The sequence below is a fragment of the Halostella sp. PRR32 genome, assembly GCF_034808085.1.
In the GTDB taxonomy this organism is placed as follows: domain Archaea; phylum Halobacteriota; class Halobacteria; order Halobacteriales; family Natronoarchaeaceae; genus Halostella; species Halostella pelagica.
Map to the genome: position 1 here is coordinate 305811 of NZ_JAXHGL010000001.1, position 18722 is coordinate 324532.

18 protein-coding genes and 1 pseudogene are annotated in these 18722 nt (G+C 61.6%); 8 read left to right on the forward strand and 11 right to left on the reverse strand.

The annotated features are described in order from the left end of the window. The first annotated feature begins 5 nt into the window (after positions 1 to 5). On the forward strand, positions 6 to 605 hold the full coding sequence (locus SM753_RS01690; RefSeq protein ID WP_323190308.1) for a SprT-like domain-containing protein: 600 nt from the start codon (positions 6 to 8) through the stop codon (positions 603 to 605). Positions 606 to 703: 98 nt separating this feature from the next. Here the strand turns inward: SM753_RS01690 and SM753_RS01695 are convergent, their stop codons facing one another. Further along, positions 704 to 1006 (reverse strand): hypothetical protein, encoded by a 303-nt coding sequence (locus SM753_RS01695; protein ID WP_323190309.1) that lies wholly within the window; start codon positions 1004 to 1006, stop codon positions 704 to 706. A 2-nt stretch (positions 1007 to 1008) separates the two neighbouring features. Next, on the reverse strand, positions 1009 to 1350 hold the full coding sequence (locus SM753_RS01700; protein WP_138797596.1) for a helix-turn-helix domain-containing protein: 342 nt from the start codon (positions 1348 to 1350) through the stop codon (positions 1009 to 1011). Positions 1351 to 1551: 201 nt separating this feature from the next. Here SM753_RS01700 and SM753_RS01705 point away from each other — a divergent pair, with 201 nt between their 5' ends. From SM753_RS01705 to SM753_RS01720, 4 genes are all read left to right on the forward strand, one after another. Then, the gene (locus SM753_RS01705; RefSeq protein WP_323190310.1) at positions 1552 to 2778 is read left to right on the forward strand and encodes an iron-containing alcohol dehydrogenase family protein; all 1227 of its coding nucleotides are present in this window, start codon (positions 1552 to 1554) and stop codon (positions 2776 to 2778) included. A gap of 53 nt (positions 2779 to 2831) precedes the next feature. Further along, the gene (locus SM753_RS01710; protein ID WP_323190311.1) at positions 2832 to 4019 is read left to right on the forward strand and encodes an AI-2E family transporter; all 1188 of its coding nucleotides are present in this window, start codon (positions 2832 to 2834) and stop codon (positions 4017 to 4019) included. A gap of 131 nt (positions 4020 to 4150) precedes the next feature. After that, positions 4151 to 4372 carry a hypothetical protein gene (locus tag SM753_RS01715; protein WP_138797599.1) on the forward strand — a complete coding sequence of 74 codons (222 nt, stop codon included), beginning with the start codon at positions 4151 to 4153 and terminating at the stop codon, positions 4370 to 4372. A gap of 157 nt (positions 4373 to 4529) precedes the next feature. Next, positions 4530 to 5300 carry a creatininase family protein gene (locus SM753_RS01720; RefSeq protein WP_323190312.1) on the forward strand — a complete coding sequence of 257 codons (771 nt, stop codon included), beginning with the start codon at positions 4530 to 4532 and terminating at the stop codon, positions 5298 to 5300. 447 nt (positions 5301 to 5747) lie between these two features. On the opposite strand, the gene SM753_RS01725 is transcribed toward SM753_RS01720, so the two are convergent. After that, positions 5748 to 7694: an archaea-specific SMC-related protein gene (locus tag SM753_RS01725; protein WP_323190313.1), complete on the reverse strand. Its 1947-nt coding sequence runs from the start codon at positions 7692 to 7694 to the stop codon at positions 5748 to 5750. A 263-nt stretch (positions 7695 to 7957) separates the two neighbouring features. Here SM753_RS01725 and gfo6 point away from each other — a divergent pair, with 263 nt between their 5' ends. Next, a complete protein-coding gene (gene gfo6 / locus SM753_RS01730; RefSeq protein ID WP_323190314.1) occupies positions 7958 to 9028 on the forward strand; it encodes a D-xylose 1-dehydrogenase Gfo6 in 1071 nt (356 codons plus the stop codon). A gap of 175 nt (positions 9029 to 9203) precedes the next feature. Here gfo6 and SM753_RS01735 read toward each other — a convergent pair whose 3' ends face one another. The 3 genes from SM753_RS01735 to SM753_RS01745 all read right to left on the reverse strand — a co-directional run bounded on the left by SM753_RS01735 (position 9204) and on the right by SM753_RS01745 (position 11072). Next, complete coding sequence (locus tag SM753_RS01735; protein WP_135534350.1) at positions 9204 to 9545, reverse strand: glutaredoxin; 342 nt, start codon at positions 9543 to 9545, stop codon at positions 9204 to 9206. 45 nt (positions 9546 to 9590) lie between these two features. Beyond that, entirely contained in the window at positions 9591 to 9836 is a 246-nt protein-coding gene (locus SM753_RS01740) for a BolA family protein (protein WP_323190800.1), read from the reverse strand. A 231-nt stretch (positions 9837 to 10067) separates the two neighbouring features. Further along, entirely contained in the window at positions 10068 to 11072 is a 1005-nt protein-coding gene (locus SM753_RS01745; RefSeq protein WP_135534351.1) for an LLM class flavin-dependent oxidoreductase, read from the reverse strand. Positions 11073 to 11600: 528 nt separating this feature from the next. On the opposite strand from SM753_RS01745, the gene npdG reads away from it, so the two are divergent. Both npdG and SM753_RS01755 read left to right on the forward strand, forming a co-directional pair. Beyond that, positions 11601 to 12266 carry an NADPH-dependent F420 reductase gene (npdG, locus tag SM753_RS01750; RefSeq protein ID WP_323190315.1) on the forward strand — a complete coding sequence of 222 codons (666 nt, stop codon included), beginning with the start codon at positions 11601 to 11603 and terminating at the stop codon, positions 12264 to 12266. A gap of 126 nt (positions 12267 to 12392) precedes the next feature. Then, positions 12393 to 13757 (forward strand): annotated as a pseudogene (locus SM753_RS01755) (NAD-dependent succinate-semialdehyde dehydrogenase); the annotation flags it as partial. A gap of 145 nt (positions 13758 to 13902) precedes the next feature. Here the strand turns inward: SM753_RS01755 and SM753_RS01760 are convergent. The 5 genes from SM753_RS01760 to SM753_RS01780 form a co-directional block, all read right to left on the reverse strand. Continuing rightward, complete coding sequence (locus SM753_RS01760) at positions 13903 to 14490, reverse strand: HD domain-containing protein (RefSeq protein ID WP_135534354.1); 588 nt, start codon at positions 14488 to 14490, stop codon at positions 13903 to 13905. 1 nt (position 14491) lies between these two features. Then, the gene (locus SM753_RS01765) at positions 14492 to 15208 is read right to left on the reverse strand and encodes an EthD family reductase (RefSeq protein WP_138797605.1); all 717 of its coding nucleotides are present in this window, start codon (positions 15206 to 15208) and stop codon (positions 14492 to 14494) included. A gap of 232 nt (positions 15209 to 15440) precedes the next feature. Then, a complete protein-coding gene (locus SM753_RS01770; protein ID WP_135534757.1) occupies positions 15441 to 16709 on the reverse strand; it encodes a Xaa-Pro peptidase family protein in 1269 nt (422 codons plus the stop codon). 119 nt (positions 16710 to 16828) lie between these two features. Continuing rightward, positions 16829 to 18445 (reverse strand): hypothetical protein, encoded by a 1617-nt coding sequence (locus SM753_RS01775; RefSeq protein ID WP_323190316.1) that lies wholly within the window; start codon positions 18443 to 18445, stop codon positions 16829 to 16831. Then, positions 18442 to 18621 carry a hypothetical protein gene (locus tag SM753_RS01780; protein ID WP_323190317.1) on the reverse strand — a complete coding sequence of 60 codons (180 nt, stop codon included), beginning with the start codon at positions 18619 to 18621 and terminating at the stop codon, positions 18442 to 18444. The genes SM753_RS01775 and SM753_RS01780 overlap by 4 nt, the downstream gene beginning before the upstream one ends. Positions 18622 to 18722 lie beyond the last annotated feature (101 nt).

Below are 18722 nucleotides of genomic sequence, written 5' to 3' on the forward strand. Positions count from 1 at the left end.
ATCCGATGGACGCGCACGACAGAACCCGAAATCGTGCCGCTGCGGAGGGGAACAGTCCCGTAGCACCCCAAGATGAGGACGCACTACTCGCCCGGGCATCGTCATACGCCGCGACGGTCGACATCGCCGTCGACCTCGACGCGGTCTCGTGGGAGATATCCGACCGGGCGAAACGGCGGGCGGGGGTCTGTCTGTACGACGGCGACGGATCCGTAACGATACGGCTGACCTGGGACGCGTACCAGTCGTACGGGTGGACGGAGTTCACCGACGTGATCCGTCACGAACTGGTCCACGCGTGGGAGTTCCAGCAGTACGGTGAGTCGGATCACGGTGAACGCTTCCGCAGGAAAGCCGACGAAGTGGGTGCCTCCAGACACTGTCGGACCTTCGCCGAACCGCGGGTGCGACTCCGCTGTACGGACGACGACTGCAGTTGGACTGCAGACCGACACCGGGCCTCGACGGTCGTCACCGACCCGGCCGACAGGCGGTGCGGAACGTGCGGAGCGCGATATCTCGTCGAACACGTCGAAACCGGCGAACGATGGGAAACGGAGAGGGAGTACGAGAACGCTCGCGAACGGATCGGCGACGAGTGGTGACCGACACACGGCGAGGCCGACGAACTGGATGGCTCAGAATAGGACACAGCCATCCGCGACGGGCAGTCGTCACCGCCACCGTTTCCGAGTGGGAGGAGTCACCCCTCCATTCGGAGGGCGTAGAGTATGCATATCAACCCTGAAAGCTGGGCCGCTTGCGAGACGGCACCCGCGGCGAGTTCGCTCACGTCGAATACGACGTACACCCCGGCCGATATCGCCTGGACGCCGATAATAAGCGTGAAACCGACGGCGATGAACAGCATCGGTCTGCTCCGGTTGCGCCGATACCCCTGGAAAGCGATGTAGACGATAGTGAAACCGAGCAAGATGACCAGTATCTGGCTGGCCATGACGAGCGTCCGCGCGGTGAGTTCGATATCGGAGAGTTGTACGATCATGGTTACATGTCCTCGATGAGACGCGTGAAGCGGTCAGCCATCGATTCGCGACGACGGACCTGTACTTCGAACCCGTCGTCAGTGAGATCAACAGTCAACCGGTCGAGGTTCGTCCGGTACTCCTTGTAATGGTGACCGCCTTCGGCCGGTTTCGTTCGTTCGACGACGAGATCGTGCTCGCGGAGGGGCTCTAACCGTCGATAGATAGTCGCCTCGGACACGCCACACCGCTCGGACAGGTCGCTTGCTGACATAGGTTCGTTCCGGGCACGAAGAAGGATGCAACGGGCGCAGTCGTCCTCGAGAACGGTCGCGACCGCGGTTACATCCGGAGCTTCGCTCACGGACGAGATATGATGGGGAGCCAACTTAAAGTTACAGATGAAATCAGAACCCCTAGCGCGACAGCGGCCGGTAACGCATCCGCACGCGACGGGATGACGTTTTGTCGGGTGTCGCGGGCACTCGCGTCGGCAGGAACGGTCGCTTCGGCTGACGCCGTCCCATCCCGTACCGTTACGTGTTCGTGGGTTCGTTGCTCCGCTATGGACGAGACGGAGAACGGTTCGAAACGCGCCGAACGGTTTGCCTACGATTCGGGCGTGATCCGGTTCGGGCGAGGGTGCGTTGCCCGCCTCGACGACGAACTCGACGCGCAGGGACTCGACCGGGCGCTCGTGGTCTGTGGCGAGACTGTCGGAGCGACGCCGGCGGTGATCGACCCCGTGAAATCCGGGCTCGGCGACCGGTTGGCCGGTGTCTTCGCCGAGACGACGTCGGCCAAGCGCCTGGGGACCGCAGTCGAGGGCGTCGAAGCGATGCGTGCGGCGGACGCGGATGTCGTCGTGAGCCTCGGCGGAGGGAGTAGCCTCGACACGGCGAAAGTCATCGCCGTCCTCGCGGCGTCGGACCGTTCGGCCGCGGCGGTCGGCGAGGAGTTCGCGGAGCGAGGAACGGTTTCAGTTCCGGACGACATCCCGCCTATCGTGGCCGTTCCGACGACGCTTGCCGGCGCGGAGCTCTCGCAGGTCGCCGGTGTCACGGCGTCGCCGGAGAACAGTTTCGTCGAGAAACACGTAAGCGGCGGCGTCAGCGACCCCCAGTTGATGCCGACCGCCGTGTTTTCCGACCCGGAACTGTTCGAAACCACCCCTCGCGATATCCTCACCGGGTCCGCGATGAACGGCTTCGACAAGGGCATCGAGACGCTGTACTCGCAGCGGGCGACCCCCGTCACCGACGCGACAGCGGCCCGGGGTCTGTCGTTACTGCGCTCAGGGCTACCGTCCCTTGGGGGGACCTCCGACGAGAGCGACTCACTGGACCGGATCGTCGAGGGAGTGCTCCTCGTCCAGTACGGCATCTCGCGCCCCGACGGGACGACTCTCTCGCTGATCCACGCGTTCGGTCACGGTCTAACGGCGTACTCCGACGTGCAACAGGGGAAGGCTCACGCTATCGTCGCTCCCCACGCGCTCCGGTATCTGTTCGGAGAGGTCGACGGTCGCCGCGACCTGCTTGCCGAAGCACTCGGCGTCCCGCACGACGGGAAGTCCACAGAGGAGGTGGCGGCGGACGTCGTCGACGCCGTCACAGCGGTCCGGAACTCGCTCGGCTTGCCGTCGCGGCTTCGGACTATCGATGACCTCGACCGCGACGCGTTCCCCGACGTCGCCGAGGTCGTCCTGAACGACAGTTTCACGGCGAACGCCCCGACGGATCTCCACCTGACGCAGGCCGACATCGAGTCCGTACTTCGCGAGGCGTGGTGAGACAGTAGCCGGCCCCGATCCGTTTCACGCTGGATGTCGTATTTCCGTATAGAATGCCAGACGGCGACGTTCCGAACGAACGTGCTCGAACCGGATGGTGGGCGTTCGTCGCCTTGCTCGCCGTGGTGGCGGCGTTCATCGCTTACAACTTCGTAGGGATGATCGCGCTCGGCGCGTTTGGATATTACGCCACTCGCCCGATCAACAGACAGTTAGAACGGTTCATCGACTCGGACGGGGTCGCGGCGTGGGTGACGGTCCTTCTGATCGTCGTCCCGGTTTTTCTGCTGGTGTTTTACACCGGCTTCAGAGCGTTTCAGGAAGTTCAACAGTCTCTCAACGGATCGGCTACCGTCCCGGTTTTCGGAGAGTACCTGCAGTTACTGACGGAGTCGCAGCGACAGACGCTGTTCGCCATCGTCCAGAACCCGGGTCAGTCGATCCAAAATCCCGAGCAGGTACTCCGGACGATACTTCAAACGGGCCAGCGAGTGTTCTCGGCCGTGTTCGGAACGCTCGTGCTACTGGCGCTCTCCCTGACGTTAACGTACTTCCTCCTGGAAAACGACGACGGACTCAGCGAGGGATTCCTCGAGTTAGCGGGTGGTCGCGACACTACGGCCTACGCGTACGCCGCGGCCGTCGACCAGGACCTAGAGTCCGTCTTCTTCGGTAACCTCCTGTTCGTCGTCGCCATGACGATCATCTCGGGGGTCACCTACTGGGGGACGAACGTCCTCGCGCCGCAAGGCCTACACGTCCCCATGATATTCGTCCTCGCCGTCCTGACCGGTATCGCTAGTCTGATCCCGATCGTCGTCGGGAAGGTCGTGTACCTCCCGGTGGTCGCCTATCTCGCGGTCCGGGCGACGGGAACGGACGAGACGCATTTGGTGTTCGTCAGCGGGACCCTTCTCGTCTACTTTCTCCTCCTCGACATCCTCCCGCAGACGTTTCTCCAGCCGTACATCACGGGCAGACAACTCGACATGGTAGTGATGATGTTCGCCTACCTGCTCGGCCCGATCCTCTTCGGCTGGTACGGGTTTTTCCTCCTACCGATCGTCTTCGTGCTGATGATAGAGGCGGTCAGAATCGTCCTCCCGGAACTCGTCCATGGAGAGCGGATCACTCCGTCGACATCTATGGGAGACTCGGTCGGTACTGACCCCCAGTCCGCGGCCGAGGATATCGACAGCAGCGAGGCGGAACCGGATGACGACGGCACGTCAGACGACTAAGTCGTGGGTGTCCGTGGATCTACTGCAAACAACGGGTAGCGACGACATCTCAGGGAGCTATACGTCAGTACCTCACAGACCCAAGTGTTTAGGAGGATAGCTATTCAGTGTCCGTAGCTTCGCATCTGAATATGAAAGGTGTGATCACGATCATAAGGAACACGCTGAGGACGGAAGCACCCGCAGACACCGAGTCAGCGGACGAAGAGCCGAACATCAGTGATGCTCCTTCACAGACTGAGGACGCCTCGAACGCCGACCTGTACGAGTGTCCCTCCTGTGGCTCCGTCCTCATCGAACCCGCGAGCGACAAATGCTCGCAGTGTCCCTCCGAGACCTTAGTCGAAGTGTAACAAGCCCCATACCGGTGTTTTCCGGGTATCGGCGGTCAAGCGGCCTGTTCTCTCAGGAAGCGGGAACCGCTGACTCCGGGACTGAGTATAAATACGGAGTGCCGTGAACCGCCCGGATCCCTACTTTTGAAGCGGTTCGAGAACGTTCGTTCCGACGATGTATCTGGGCGCGGAAGCATGGCCGGACCTGGGCTCGTACTTCGACGACGAATCACTCGCCATAGTTCCGCTCGGTTCGACAGAGCAACACGGCCCCCATCTGCCCGAAGCGACGGACCATCTCATCGCCGAGGCGTTCGCCAGGGAAGCCGCGGAGCGGACCGGCTTTCTCTGCACACCGACAGTCAACATCGGCGTCAGTTCCCACCACCGACAGTTTCACGGTACGATGTGGGTCAGTCCGCCGGCCTTTCGCGAGTACGTCGAGTCGCTCACCCGGAATCTAACGTATCACGGCGTCGACCGCGTCGTCTACGTGAACGCGCACGGAGGAAACATTCCGCACCTGCGCGAAGTCGGACGGCGACTGCGCGAGGGTCACGACGCGTACGCTATCGAGTGGATGTGGAACGAGAGCATCCCGGATCTGGTCGACGAACTGTTCGAACAGAGCGGTCCCCACGGCGGGCCGAAGGAGACAGCGATGATACAGCACTTAGCCCCCGAACTGGTCCACGACGACCGACTCGCCGATGCACGAGACGGGGGCATCCCGAGCGTCGCCGACGCAGGGACGGTACGCCACGGGGCACGGACGTTTTACGACGCCGCGGACAACACGGAAAACGGCGTCCTCGGAGATCAAACTGACGCCACCGCAGCAAAGGGCGAGCGCATGTTTGAGGCGGCCACCGAGCAACTCGTCGCGCTCTGCGAGTGGCTCTCTCGTCAGGAGTTCAACGACCTCCTCCCGCGCGAGCACGTGTGAGAACGCGGCTACACGAAACTATAAAATTTTGGATACCATTATAGGCATTATACATAAAATAGAATTCATATATGCGGATATTATGGTTCCCCCGGTGAATGGAGAGATCCGATTCCTGATTGGAGTCGTGTCGACAGTTCTATGGATATCCGTCCGAACGCAGTCGTGAAGTCGCCGATTTTGGGCCCGCACACAAGGATATCTCTCCGGTAATATCGGATATTACTGTAGGACTACCACAGTGACCACCAATCTGTCTTTATCAACCTGTTTCGAGGCACGTTAATGAGATAATACACCCGATAATAACAGTTCCCTATTATGCCTCCTATATAGTCAAATATAAAGAACGAGATTTGAGATAGTGTAAAAATTATCTATCATTTCCGACCTCGGAGAAGATTACACAAATAGGTTCGTAAAGCAGTTCCCAGATGGGACAGCGGTTTACGACCCGACCTCGGCGACGCGGTGGTGGTCTATCTCCAGTGCATCCGCGTCTTCCGTGAGTAGCGCGACCACGAGGAAGTCGACGTACGTCTCGACGTACTCGACGAGCGCCGCGATGCGGTCGGAGTCGATCGGTTCGAGAGCGTCCACGAGCATGAACGGGACGTTCTCGTACACGTCGTGAACGAGGTATCCGGCCAGTGCGAACACGAGACCGGTGACCTCACGTTCGCTCTCACTCAGGTGGTTGACGGTGTCCTCGTACGCGACGCCGCTGTCGCTGCTGCGGACGACGTGGAGTTCGAAGGCGTTCTGCTGGACCGTTCGACGGCCCTCCCTGATCTCTTTCTCGACGATCTCGATCCATATCCGTTCGATGTTCTCGTAATCGAGGATAGTCAGCACTTCGTCCATATGCTCGTTGAACTGTTCGACTGCGTCCGCCTCGATCCGGTCGATCTTCGTCCTGAGGTCGACCAGTTCCTCTTTGATCTCCTCGCGCTGGTCCTCGAGGACGGATTTGCGCTCGAACTCGGACTCGATCTCGTCTATCTCGGCGGCCACTTCGTCGCGCTGGTTCTCCAGTTTCCCGAGTTCGTACTCCAGTTCGTTCGCGGTTCGGTGGAGGTCAAGCACCTCCTCGTAGGTTTCCGATTCGAGTTCCTCGACCTCGGTTTCGAGGCGTTCGACGTCGTCCATCAACGACTCCTTACGGCCGGTCAGGCGTTCGATATCCTTCTCGGTCTGCTCGATTTCGGTGTCCGTCCGTGCCAGGCGTTCCTGTACCCGGTCGAACTGCCGCTGCCGTTTTTCGAACTCGCTCTGTCGCTGCTTGTACTCTTCGAGTTCGGATTCGAGGTCGCCTTTGGTGTCGTGTTTCTGTCGCCGGAGGTCTCTGAGGTTTTCGAGCGTGTTCTCGATCCGTTCTATCTCCACTTGCGATCCGCACGTCCAGCAGACGGTCTCTTGCTCACCCTCCAGCAACTGATCGGTGAGTGCGCCCTTGTCGCCGCCGCCGTCCGGAACGGTTTCGATAGCAGGGTGTTTCCCCTCGTTGGCCTCGTCGATCATCTTTTCGTTGAAGCGGATCGTGTTCTGGAGTTCGCTGATCTCGGCGTTGACTGACTGCTTCCGCCGCCGGAGGTCCTCGACGTGGTCCTCTATGTTCTCTAGCTTCTCGTTGGGTACCGCTTCGATAGACTCCTCCCGCTCTTCCAGTTCGCGACGTTCCTCTTTCAACGAGGTCAGGCTCTCGCGTTTCGTTTCGATGTCGTATCGGACGTCCTCCAGTTCGGACCGGATGTCACTGAGCTCCGAGAGCTTTTCGTCGAGTTCGTCTTTCTCTTCGCGTTGGTCCTCGACCGACGCGTCGACCTCTTCGAGGTCGTTTTCGGCCGCCTGGAGTTCCTCGCGTTTCGCTTCGATGTCGTCCTCTATCGACTGTTTTCGTTGTTCCAGGTCGGGGAGTTTCCGTTTCAGCGATTCGACCTCGTCGAGTTCGTCGTCCAGTCGAACCTTCTCTTCTTGCAGGCGTTCGATATCGTTCTGGATCGCCGCCGTATCTACGGGACGCATGATGATTTCCCGCAGATCCGCATCCGTCTCGACGGCCCGGCGCGCCTCGTTCGACTTCAGCAGGAACGCAAAGAGGTCCGCGAGGTCGGGGTCGTCGAGATACTGGTCTCCCTCTGCGACGACATCCGATCCGGCGCGGGTGAAAGACCGTTCGTACGTTTCGCCCTGAAGTTCGAGTTCTACGCGCCCTTCGTCAGCGTCGCCCTTGAGCGATACTTCGTTGCTGCCGAGTCCGGCCATGATCGCCCGGAGGAATGATGTTTTATTCGATGCGTTAGGCCCCGCAAGAACCGTCACGCCAGGTGGTAGCTCCGCTTTCGCGGACTCGATGCCACCGATGTTTTCGATAACGATATTAGCCGTTCCCATACCTCGTTTAACGCATCTACGACACTAATAAATTCTGATTCGCCCTGCCCAGTTCGATAAACGGGTCGCTCGCACCGGTTATCCTGCGCTTTAGCCGCTATCGAACGGGTTCCTGTCTGGGTCGAAGGCGACGTACTTGGTGGATATCAGTCGCGTCTGCTCTCCGACGCGGAGACGGTGTCTATCGAAGCACTGCTAACGCACTTTTTGGTGACAGGCAGCGGGGCCCGAGATTTATACTGAACGAGACGGTACTTACGGCGATGAAATCCTGGATCGACGGATACGACGCGCGGGACTGGCAGACCGCGACTGAGGGAGAGATCCGATACGCGCTGCTCGGTCTCGGATGGTGGACGATAGACGTTGCACTCCCGGCGATAGAGTCATCGGACCTCGGAACGGCCACCGTACTGGTAAGTAGTTCGACTGACAAAGCGGAACGCCTTGCGGACGAAAACGACGTCTCCCGAGGCATTAGTTACGACGAGTTCCACGAGGGGGAGGCGAGCGAGGAGTACGACGCGGTTTACGTCGGGACGCCGAACGCGTACCACCTAGAGTACGTCGAGACGGCCGCGGACCTCGGCAAAGCGGTCCTCTGCGAGAAACCCATGGAGGCGTCGGTCGAGCGCGCCGAACGGATGGTGGAGGCCTGCGAATCGGCGGACGTGGCGCTCATGATCGCTTACCGGATGCAGACGGACCCGGCGGTTCGACGCGCCCGCGAGTTGATAGAGGACGGGTTCCTCGGCGATCCCGTCTCCGTCTACGGCCACAACAGCCAGCCGCTCTTGGAGATGATTCCCGACCCCGACCAGTGGCGGCTTGACCCAGACGTTAGCGGCTACGGTACTTCGGTGATGGATCTCGGGATCTACTCGATCAACACTGCGCGATACCTCCTGCGGCGGGAAGCAGTCGCCGTGGAATCCCGCATGGCGTCGCGTCACGAGGCGTTCTCCGAGGTGCCCGACGAGCGGGCATCGACGATGATCGCCTTCGAGGACGACGTTCAGATGGTCTCCACATCGAGTCAGAACGCCCACTCCGACACGCAACTGACGATCACCGGGACCGAGGGACAGGTCGAACTGCGTCCCGCGTTCCACGGCGATGCGACGTTGCACCTCTCCCGAGGGGACGTATCAGTCACGGTAGATCACGACGGGTTCGACGCCGAGCAGGAGATGGAGGCGGAGTTCGATTACTTCGCGGACCGCCTGCTTGGCGACGGCGATATCTACCCTGACGGCCGGCACGGGTTAGCGGATATGCACATAATCGAAGCCATCCACGACTCTGCCGACAGCGGGGAGACTATCGAGCCGTGACCTCAGTCCGGTAAACCCTGCGCCTATTAATTCTCGGATAGTGATAAGTGTGCGCTTTAGACAGGCAGGTAACCATCAATGCTTGCTCTACTCGCTCCAAGCTGTACGGGGTGATCCTCTACGAGCGGCCGTCGCAACTACTCACAGCAGGGAACCGCGAAACGCTACGATCGGTTCAGGCCTGGAGTTCGTCCTCCAGATCGCCTTGTTCGTCGAGTTCCGCCAGAATGTCACTTCCGCCGATGAACTCGCCGTCGACGTACGTCTGTGGGATCGTCTCCCACCCGCTGTGGTCTTCGAGTGCCGCGCGGTACTCGTCGAGCGCATCGAGCGTGTTCACCGTCTCCACGTCGTCCCGATACTGGTTGATCAGGCCGAGCGCGCGACGGGAGAAGCCACACTGGGGCATGAGTTCCGTCCCTTTCATGAACAGTACAACGTCGTTCTCTTCGATGGCGGCGTCGACGCGTTCGCTGACTTCTTCGGCCGAAAGATCGGCTTCTGGTTCGAATCCCATGCGCACTAGTGATGCGTACTCGAATAAATGGCTACCGGCAGAGGATCACTCCGGAGCGTCCGCAGGCGTGTACGTCTTCAGTTCTAGGGCGTGGATGTCCGTCGTCATGTGGTCATCGAGCGCGTCGTACACCATTTCGTGCTGGTCGACGAGCGACTGATCCTCGAAAGCCGGGGAGACGACGACGGCCGCCAGATGGTCGTCGTCCTCCGGTCCGCGCGGTTGAGTTACGTTCGCGTCCGCGTCAGGAACGTTCGATTCGATTATCCGTTCAATATCGTCGAGTTCCAGGTCCATGACAGAGCAGACGGGTCGGAGAGAAAAAACGTTGCCTATCGGGCCCGAGTCCCGCAAGCGTACTGCGGACGAGATCGAAAGGGCACGACGAGAAATCATCGACGAGGGCAGAGGCGGCGAAATATAAGGTATACAGATATAATTCGGGATCTGATTGGTGTGTCGAGACCGCCCGCGAGAGACACCGCGGCCGTGGGTGAAACGACAGCGAAAAGAACCGCGGGTTCAGTCGAAGTGCGGAGCGACTTCGGTACCGAGGCGTTCGATGCACTCCGTCATGGTCTCAGTGCCTATCCCGGGGTGGTACGTCCGGAAGATGAAGTGAACGTCGTCGCCGAGAGCGTCGCGGTACGTTTCGAGTTCGTCGATCACCTGCTCGGGGGTGCCGAAGATAGCCTGGTCTTTCAGTTCCTGTTTCCGCTCGTCGGATAGCTCGTCGACCGTCTCGCCGGAGAATATCTCCGCGTACCGACGCTGGATGAAGAAGTAACCGTCGCGCATCTGTTCCCAGGCGTCTTCCTTCGAGTCGCCGATGAACCCGTGTTGAAGCACGTAGACGGTGAAATCGTCGTCGAGGCCCTCCTCCTCTCGAACGCGTTCGAGGTCCTCTTTCCGCTTGCGGACCCCCTCGACCGAGAGCGAGGACGGTGCACACCAGCCGTCGGCGGTTCTCGCCGCTCGTCGGACTGCGGGTTTTGCGGCACCGCCCAGCATGATCGGGGCCTCCCGCTCCGGTTTCGGCGTGACAGTCACGTCCGGATCGATGTCGTGGAACTCCGATTCGTACTCCAGCGGTCCCTCCGACCACGCGTTCCGAACGACTTCGACGGTGTCAGCGAGGCGTTCCGCTCGTTCCTCGATCGGAACGCCGAACGCCTCGAACTCGTCCGGGTTCGACCCGATAGCGAGGCCGAGCGTCGACCTCCCTTCCGAGAGCAGGTCAACCGTCGCAGCGTCCTCCGCGAGGCGGACGGAGTCATAAAGCGGCGCGAGTCCGATACAGGTCCCGATCTCGATGTCAGTCGTCTCGGCGGCGAGCGCCCCGAGCGACGGCATGGTTCCGGAGAGATAGCCGTCCTCCATGAAGTGGTGTTCCGAGACCCAGGCGCTCGCGAGCCCGGCGTCTTCTATCTCTCGGGCGAGCGTCAACATTTCCTGATAGATCGTACCCATCGACCGGTCGTCGTCAGGCCGCTGCTGACAGGTGAACAACCCAGTGCCGATTTCCATACGTAATAGTGCAGATCGACCGTAATAATAGTTCTGAAGGCACACTTCGTGCAGAGACGGCGAAATTCGGCCCGCTCCGTCCGCCCCAGATCCGAAAGAACGACATCGCGAGATCGGACACAGTATTACAGAGATAATCCTGTAAACGAACCCGTACTCCGCGTGAAAATACGCCGTCTATCGCCCCGTACCGCAGGTATTCGGCTGTATCAAACGCAGTAGCCGACGACAGCCTGATTCGAAAATATCGAATAAAACGGAGACTCGATCGCCTGATTTCGAGTCCGTAACGCAGAGTGAGAAGGCGTCCTGACCGGATAATCGGGGTCGACAGCCCTGAGAGAGGCGTCGGCACAACGCCTTCCCCGGGACGATACATACAGATAACTACAATTTTTGTCCGAGTTATTCGAAGAATATACGAGTTAACATATACCACTGTTTGGGGCGTCGGCGTTCCCGCTCGAACAGGATCGGAACCTGCCGGAATAGGAAGGATATTCACGTCGGCGGCCGAACGCGTACCGTATGCGAATCGCGTTACTCGGAGGGACTGGTGACATCGGTAAAGGACTAGCGCTTCGGTTGGCGCGCGACACGGCCCACGAGGTCGTCATCGGATCGCGGAAAGCAGAGAAAGCCGCCGCGGCGTCGGAGGAGTACGTCGAGCGACTCGGCGACGACCTGACTGCCGACCTCGCAAGCGCGGCGAACGCGGAAGCCGCTTCCGGCGCGGACGTGGTCGTCGTCTGCGTCCCGCCGTATCACGTCTCGGACACCGTCGAAGCCGTCGCGGACGAACTGACCGGAGACACCGTCCTCGTCACGCCTGCAGTCGGCATCGACCGGGACGACGACGGCTTTCACTACGACCCGCCGTCCCACGGAAGCGTCGCCGAGTTGGTCGCCGACGCCGCGCCCGACGAGGTACCGGTAGTCGGTGCGTTTCAGAACCTCGCGGCCGGCGCGTTGACCGATCTCGACCACGAACTCGGGTTCGACGTCATCGTCACCGGCGACGACGACGACGCGAAGGCCACAGTCCTGACGCTGGCCGAGGAGATCGACGGCCTGCGAGCGCTTGACGGTGGTTCGTTGCGAAACAGCGCCGAGGTCGAATCGATGACCCCGCTACTGATCAACCTCGCGATGGAGAACGACGGAATGCACGACCTGGGCGTCTCGTTTCACTGATCCCAGACGGGGAGAGGGTATCGCCGCGTTAGCCGGCGTCGCCGACGGGGTCGTGATCTCTCACACGGTCCGACCCCCACTTGTTCGGAGCGCAAACATTATTGCCGGGATCCGAGAAGTAACCGTAGGATGGATTCGATCAACCCCGCTACCGGTGAGCATCTCGAAACGTACGAAGAAGATGGTCCCGACGCGGTCGAAGCGAAACTCGGGACCGCGGTGAAGACGTTCGAAGACTGGCGCGAGCGCCCCATGCGAGAGCGGGAGGAACTGCTCGCGGCGGCCGCCGACGTCCTTCGCGAGAACGAGGACAAGTACGCGAAACTGATGACCCGCGAGATGGGCAAGCCCATCTCGCAGGCACGCGGCGAGGTGCAAAAGTGCGCGTGGGTCTGTGATCACTACGCCCAACACGCGAGCGCTTACCTCGAAGCCGACCATCACCCGAGCCCGCCCGGGTCGAACGTCAGGACCGTTCACGACCCGCTCGGACCGGTACTTGCGGTGATGCCGTGGAACTACCCCTTCTGGCAGGTCATCCGGTTCGCTGCGCCGTATCTGACCGCCGGCAACGTCGGGCTTCTCAAGCACGCGTCGAACGTTCCCGGCTGTGCGCAGGCGCTCGAAGAGGTCTTCCTCGAAGCGGGCTACCCCGAGGGCGTCTTCCAGACGCTCATGATCGGGTCTGGTGCAGTAGACGACGTGCTCGAAGACGACCGCGTTCGCGCGGCCACGTTGACCGGCAGCGGTCCGGCGGGCCGGGCCGTCGCCGCGACCGCCGGCGAGTCGCTGAAAAAGACCGTGCTGGAACTCGGCGGAAACGACCCCTTCATCGTTCTTGACGACGCTGACATCGACGAGGCGGTGGAAGCGGGCGTCCTCGCCCGCAACAAGAACGGCGGACAGTCCTGCATCGCCGCGAAGCGGTTTATCGTGCACGAGGCCGTCTACGACGAGTACGTCGACCGGCTGATAGCGGCGTTCGAGAGCCAGACCGTCGGCGACCCGATGAACGAAGCGACCGACGTCGGCCCGCAAGCCGACCCGGACCTGATGGCCGAACTTCACGACCAGGTCGCGGCGAGCGTCGACGCCGGCGCGACGCTCCGGACCGGCGGCGAACCCCTCGACCGAGACGGCGCGTACTACCCGCCGACCGTCCTCACGGAGATCCCCGACGGCTGTCCCGTCGATACGGAGGAGACGTTCGGACCGGTCGCCGCCGTGTACGAGGTTTCCGACGAGGAGGAGGCCGTCTCGCTCGCGAACGACAGCCCCTTCGGACTCGGCGCGAGCCTCTGGACGGCGGACCGCGACCGCGGCCAGCGCCTCGCCCGCGATATCGAGGCCGGGTGCGTGTACATCAACCAGCTAACGAAGTCCGACCCGCGCGTGCCGTTCGGCGGTATCGGAGACTCGGGCTACGGCCGCGAACTCTCGGAGGCCGGTATCAAGGAGTTCGTCAACCGGAAGACGGTCTGGGTCGAGTAGTCTGTCAGCCGGGCGGGTGCGCACGGTCACAAGCCGCTGCGGCCGGTCTGCTTCGGCGGCGCACCCGCTGACGGTTCGACTGCCACAGAAGAGATAGACGACGAAACGGAAACGTCACCGAAACCGCAAAGCACCGGCCGCGTCGTCACTGCGTCTGCGAGTACTGGTCGACCCACTCCTGGAGACTGATCCCCATCGCAGCCTGCGTGATAGCGTTGGAAGACGCGGAGTTCGCGCTCTTGACGAGTTCCGCCTCCAGCGTTCGCGTCGGCACCTCGCCGATGAAATGCGGGATGGCGCGCTGGACCGACAGCGGACAGCCGACTTCGTGAGCCAGCGCGTACCCGGATATGGAATGCGGGATCTCCTCGGTCGCGTACTCCGGGTCCGTCCCATCGAGGACCTCCTCGTCGACGTGGTCGACGTACTCGTAGCATTTGCCGACGTCGTGAAGCAAGCACGCGGCCCGTACCACGTCCATGTCCGGGTCTGCGCCGTGGAAGTCCCGCTGCTGTTTCGCGGCGTCGACGGCGATGCGCGTGACGCCGCGGACGTGTTCGACGTTCGTTACCTCGTGGATGTTCCAGGCGTACGGAATGTCGAAGATATCCTGCCATCCGCCGCGTTCGAGACCGAGACGCCACGCTTCGACGACCTTGTCCCGGAGCACCTCGTCGTCGATGCCGTCTAGTTCCGGAAACGCCTCGCGGATCTGCGCCTCGTGATCCGTCATTTTACGACTCGTCTTTCTGGACTGTTTCTTGCCCGATAAACCGTGGGCGCTTCTCCAGAGCGAGGAAGTTGTCCACGTCTTCCCGTGCTTCCTTTGCCTTGCCGCGGTCGGGGTCGTAATCGCGCGACCCCTCGCTCCCTAACGCGTCGTAAAGCGCGTCCTTGTCCTCGAAGTACAGTTCGGCGATGCCGTCGAACTCGGCGTTCTCCGGGTCGGTCGGCAACACGGTCGCGTACCGAACGACGCCCTCTATCTCGCGGGCGATCGGCGTGTGGTTGTTCTGCCAGTAGTCGACGAACTCCTCGTGGCTCATTCCGTCCTGGCGCACGAGGAACGCGGAGTGTTTGTAGAGGTCGGTCGTATCGCCGTCAGTCTCGTCTTTCTGGATGATCTCCTCGCCGATGACTCGGGGTCGTTCCTGCACGTCGAGGAAGTTGTCCACGTCATCGCGGGCCTCGGCCGCCACCTCCTTCGTCGGGTCGTAATCCCGGCTTCCGGGACTCCCGAGCGCCTCGTGAAGGTCGTCGAGGTCATCGAAGTACAGTTCCGCGAGGCCGTCGAACTCGGCGTTTTCCGGATCCGTCGGGAGAACTGTTTGATACCGCGTGACGCCCTCGATGTCGCGGGCGATCGGCGTGTGATTGTTCTGCCAGTAGTCGACGAACTCGTCGTGGCTCATCCCGTCCTTGCGGACGAGCAGGGCTACGTGCTTGTACATGCGTTCACGATCTTAATCGCTACGCCGTATTATAAATCATGTGCCTTCCATCCCTTCGGATCCGTCGACAGACACCGAACAGCGCTTGTCGTCGCGAGTTCGCTAATGGGTGGATCGCTGGAGGGGTTCGCGAGACAGCCACGCGAGCTATCTGAACCAGTTACAGCAGAGATAGCTGCGAAACAGTTATGCTCGAAACAGCTACGGCAGAGAGCGTAACAGACCGCGCAGTTCAGCAGTCGATCTGTGTGATCTCCTCGACGGGCCACTGGCTGAGGATCTCGACGCCGTTCTCGCGGACGACGACCATTTCCTCGACGCGGACGCCCTGATTGTCCGCGGGCTGCATCGTCTCGACGGCCATCGTCATCCCTTCCTCGATCTCGATGGGATGGTCCGGCGAGAGACCGCGCCAGATGAGCGGCTGTTCGTAGAGCTGCAGGCCGAGCCCGTGGGCCCAGTGGTTGGTCGTCATCTGCCAGAACTCGTCGGCGTCGTACCAGTCCATGTGCTCGCCCTCCTCGTCGGGGAACCCTTTGCAGATCTCGTCGGTCGTCGCGCCGGGTTCGATTCGTTCGAGCACGTCGTAGAGGTCGTCACGCGCCTTCTCGTAGGCGTCTTTCTGCGCCTGCGACGGTTCGCCCATGGAGAACGTCCGGTAGTAACAGGAGCGGTAGCCGAGGTAGCCGATGTTGTAGAAGTCGGCGTAGACGATGTCGCCCGGGCGGATCATCCGGTCGGTCGTGTTCGCCTGGTGTTTCGGCCAGGTGTTGGGTCCCGAGGTGACGTAGCCGCCCTGTGCCATCGCGCCGTGTCGCCAGATCTCTCGGACGGCGTCGCCCCAGACTTCGGACTCGCGCTTGCCCGGCTTGGCGTTGTCGACGATCTGCTGGAACCCGGCCTCGCAGATGGCCGCGACCATCCGGAGACACTCGATCTCGTCCTCGGTCTTCACTTTCCGGGCGTCGTGCATCACGTCGACGCACTCCTTGGTCCGGACGTCGACGCCGTCGTTCTCGAACGCGGAGATGAGTCCCTGATTACCCACGTCGAGGCCCATCGGAGCCTTGTCGACGCCGTACTCTTCCATCGCCTCGTAGACGAGGTCGGCCATCTTCTGTTTGAGCCAGGTCCGCGCCGAGTCGCGCCCGGATGCTCGCGGGACGTTACCGAGACCGGGGCAGGCGTACCGGATGTCGTTCAGCCACGGGCAGTTGAACCGCTGGTTCGACGCGTGGTCTGCGGTGTCCCAGTGGACGACATCTCCGTCTTCGGTGAGGAGCGTGTAGTGGTCCGCCCCGGACCCGCCGGTCATCGCCAGACCCGTGACGTACCGGATGTTCGGGTCCGAGACGAGGAGCATCGACCCCATCTCGGAGTCCTGTAGCCGCGAGAGCGCCTTTTCGTATCGCTCCTCGCGGAGACGCTTGACGTCTATCCGTTCCTCCCAGTCGACCGCCTGCGTGCCGCGGGTGCCTTCCATGAAGTCCCGCTCGTACAACGACATGAGTGATACATCTCCGTTGCTCTACTAAGAACCATCGGTCTGGACAATTCCGCGGGACGATCCGTCGGTTCAGGGCGTCGAACGCGACAGTCGAAAACGGAGCCGAGAGTGCGTCAGTCGTCGTCAGACGCACGTTCGTCCGGCATCCGCCGCGACGAGACGCTGCCGCCGCGGGTCCGTCCGAGGTCCATGATCTCCTGGATGTCCGGATCGAGGTCCTCGTAGGTGTTCGTCGACGTCACGAGCGACACGGCGACGAACACGACGTATCCGATGACCATCGCAAGCTGACCGCCGAGGATGCCCATCGGGAGGCTCAGGCTGAGATACTCCACGCCGTAGGCCAGAACGAGCGTGAGGCCGAGACCGGTAAGGCTTCCCCAGAGAGCGCCTTCGGCGGTCGCGCCCTTCCAGTTGTAGGCGATCGCGACACAGGGGAAGATGACGGCGGCGAAGATAGCCCAGCCGGCTGCACCGAGCACGAAGATGAGCCCGGGGAACGTCGCCGCGAGGAGCCCGGCGGCGGCGAGGATGGCGATCGTCGTGACCCGACCGTACAGGACCTCCTGACCGTCGGTGAGGTCCCGGTCGAGGTGTTCGACAAAGTAGTCGTGGACGACTGCCGCCGAACTCATGTTGAGGAACCCGTTGCTCGTCGACATGATGGCGGCGATGACCGACGTAAGGACGAACGCGACGACGATGTCCGGCGCGAACTCGACGAGCGCGAGCGGCAGCGCCGCGTCGGGGTTCCCGGGATCAGGGATCTCCCCGCTGAGGATCCCCGCTCGGACGAACGGCGCAGCAATCCAGTACAGCGCGGTCAGCATGTAACTGAAGGCCGTGATCAGCGCGCCCCACTTGAGAAGCGAGACGTCCTTGATCATGTAGAACTTCGTCGTCGCGTGGGGCTGTCCGGCCACGGTCAACTGGATGACGATGACGGACAGCAAGAGTCCAATCCCGGCGATACCGTCCATCCCCAGGAGCGTGAAGTTGAAGAACTCGGGCTGTTGCGTCGAGATGGTGCTCACCATCGCGTCGGTCCCGCCCGGATAGTTCGTAATGATGAAATAGGCCGTCAGGATCGCTCCCATCACCATCATGGCCCCCTGGATCGCGTCGGACCAGATCGCCGCGAGCATACCGCCCACGACCGTGTAGAAACCGACGATGACGAGGCCGATCAGCAACGCTTCGAAGAAGTTGACCGGGAGGATGAGCGCCCCGATAATCCCTAACGCCGCGTACTGGGCCGCGAGGTAGCCCATACTACCGAGTATCACCGACGCGATACCGAGGAGACGCACCCGTTCGTCCTCGAACCGGTAGTACATCGCGTCCGGGGCGGTCATCGCGTTGCGGAGTTCGCCGAGCATCCGCATCTTCCGCCCGAGCAACCAGTACGAGAGGACGAACCCGAACGGCGTCCCCGCGGCGACGAGCATCAGGTATTCGGGTCCGAGCAGCGAACCGGTTCCGGTCACGCCGATCATCCCCCACCCGCTCTGGATCGACGCGAACATCGACAGCGCGATGACGATGAGGCCACCGCGGCGACCGGCCGCGAAGTACTCCTCCTGATTCGTCTGGTACCGGGAGGCAACGATGCCGATCCCGATCATCAGGAGCGAGAAGATGACGAGAAACAACACGGCGGTCTGGGAGTAGTATTCGACTCCTATCTCGCCGCCCCAGGTCTGAAGCGGCGCGAGCGACGAAGCCGTCATCCGCTCACCTCCGTAACCTGCTCGTCGTCCTCCGGGCCGTCCGTTCGGTCTGCCGTCTCAGTCCTGTCGACGTCTTCGAACGTGAGCGCGAAGTAGAGCGCGAAGGCGATCACCGACCCCGCGAGCAGCAGATAGATCTCCAGAACGGGAGTCGGAAATCCGAGCAGATACAGCATCTTCATCGACCTCCGAGCGAGCGCCGCGATTGTTTACTACGTCGTGCCGTATAGTGATGACAGTCAACGTGTCCCATACAGTTCGAGAGACATAATGTATC

Coding starts and splice junctions, on each gene's coding strand:
- SM753_RS01735 (WP_135534350.1), bottom strand. CDS start 9,545: ATGGGATTCGAACCAGAAGCCGATCTTTCGGCCGAAGAAGTCAGCGAA.
- SM753_RS01695 (WP_323190309.1), bottom strand. CDS start 1,006: ATGATCGTACAACTCTCCGATATCGAACTCACCGCGCGGACGCTCGTC.
- SM753_RS01690 (WP_323190308.1), top strand. CDS start 6: ATGGACGCGCACGACAGAACCCGAAATCGTGCCGCTGCGGAGGGGAAC.
- SM753_RS01715 (WP_138797599.1), top strand. CDS start 4,151: ATGAAAGGTGTGATCACGATCATAAGGAACACGCTGAGGACGGAAGCA.
- SM753_RS01760 (WP_135534354.1), bottom strand. CDS start 14,490: ATGACGGATCACGAGGCGCAGATCCGCGAGGCGTTTCCGGAACTAGAC.
- SM753_RS01775 (WP_323190316.1), bottom strand. CDS start 18,445: ATGACGGCTTCGTCGCTCGCGCCGCTTCAGACCTGGGGCGGCGAGATA.
- SM753_RS01765 (WP_138797605.1), bottom strand. CDS start 15,208: ATGTACAAGCACGTAGCCCTGCTCGTCCGCAAGGACGGGATGAGCCAC.
- gfo6 (WP_323190314.1), top strand. CDS start 7,958: ATGAAATCCTGGATCGACGGATACGACGCGCGGGACTGGCAGACCGCG.
- SM753_RS01745 (WP_135534351.1), bottom strand. CDS start 11,072: ATGGAAATCGGCACTGGGTTGTTCACCTGTCAGCAGCGGCCTGACGAC.
- SM753_RS01780 (WP_323190317.1), bottom strand. CDS start 18,621: ATGCTGTATCTGCTCGGATTTCCGACTCCCGTTCTGGAGATCTATCTG.
- SM753_RS01725 (WP_323190313.1), bottom strand. CDS start 7,694: ATGGGAACGGCTAATATCGTTATCGAAAACATCGGTGGCATCGAGTCC.
- SM753_RS01705 (WP_323190310.1), top strand. CDS start 1,552: ATGGACGAGACGGAGAACGGTTCGAAACGCGCCGAACGGTTTGCCTAC.
- SM753_RS01720 (WP_323190312.1), top strand. CDS start 4,530: ATGTATCTGGGCGCGGAAGCATGGCCGGACCTGGGCTCGTACTTCGAC.
- npdG (WP_323190315.1), top strand. CDS start 11,601: ATGCGAATCGCGTTACTCGGAGGGACTGGTGACATCGGTAAAGGACTA.
- SM753_RS01710 (WP_323190311.1), top strand. CDS start 2,832: ATGCCAGACGGCGACGTTCCGAACGAACGTGCTCGAACCGGATGGTGG.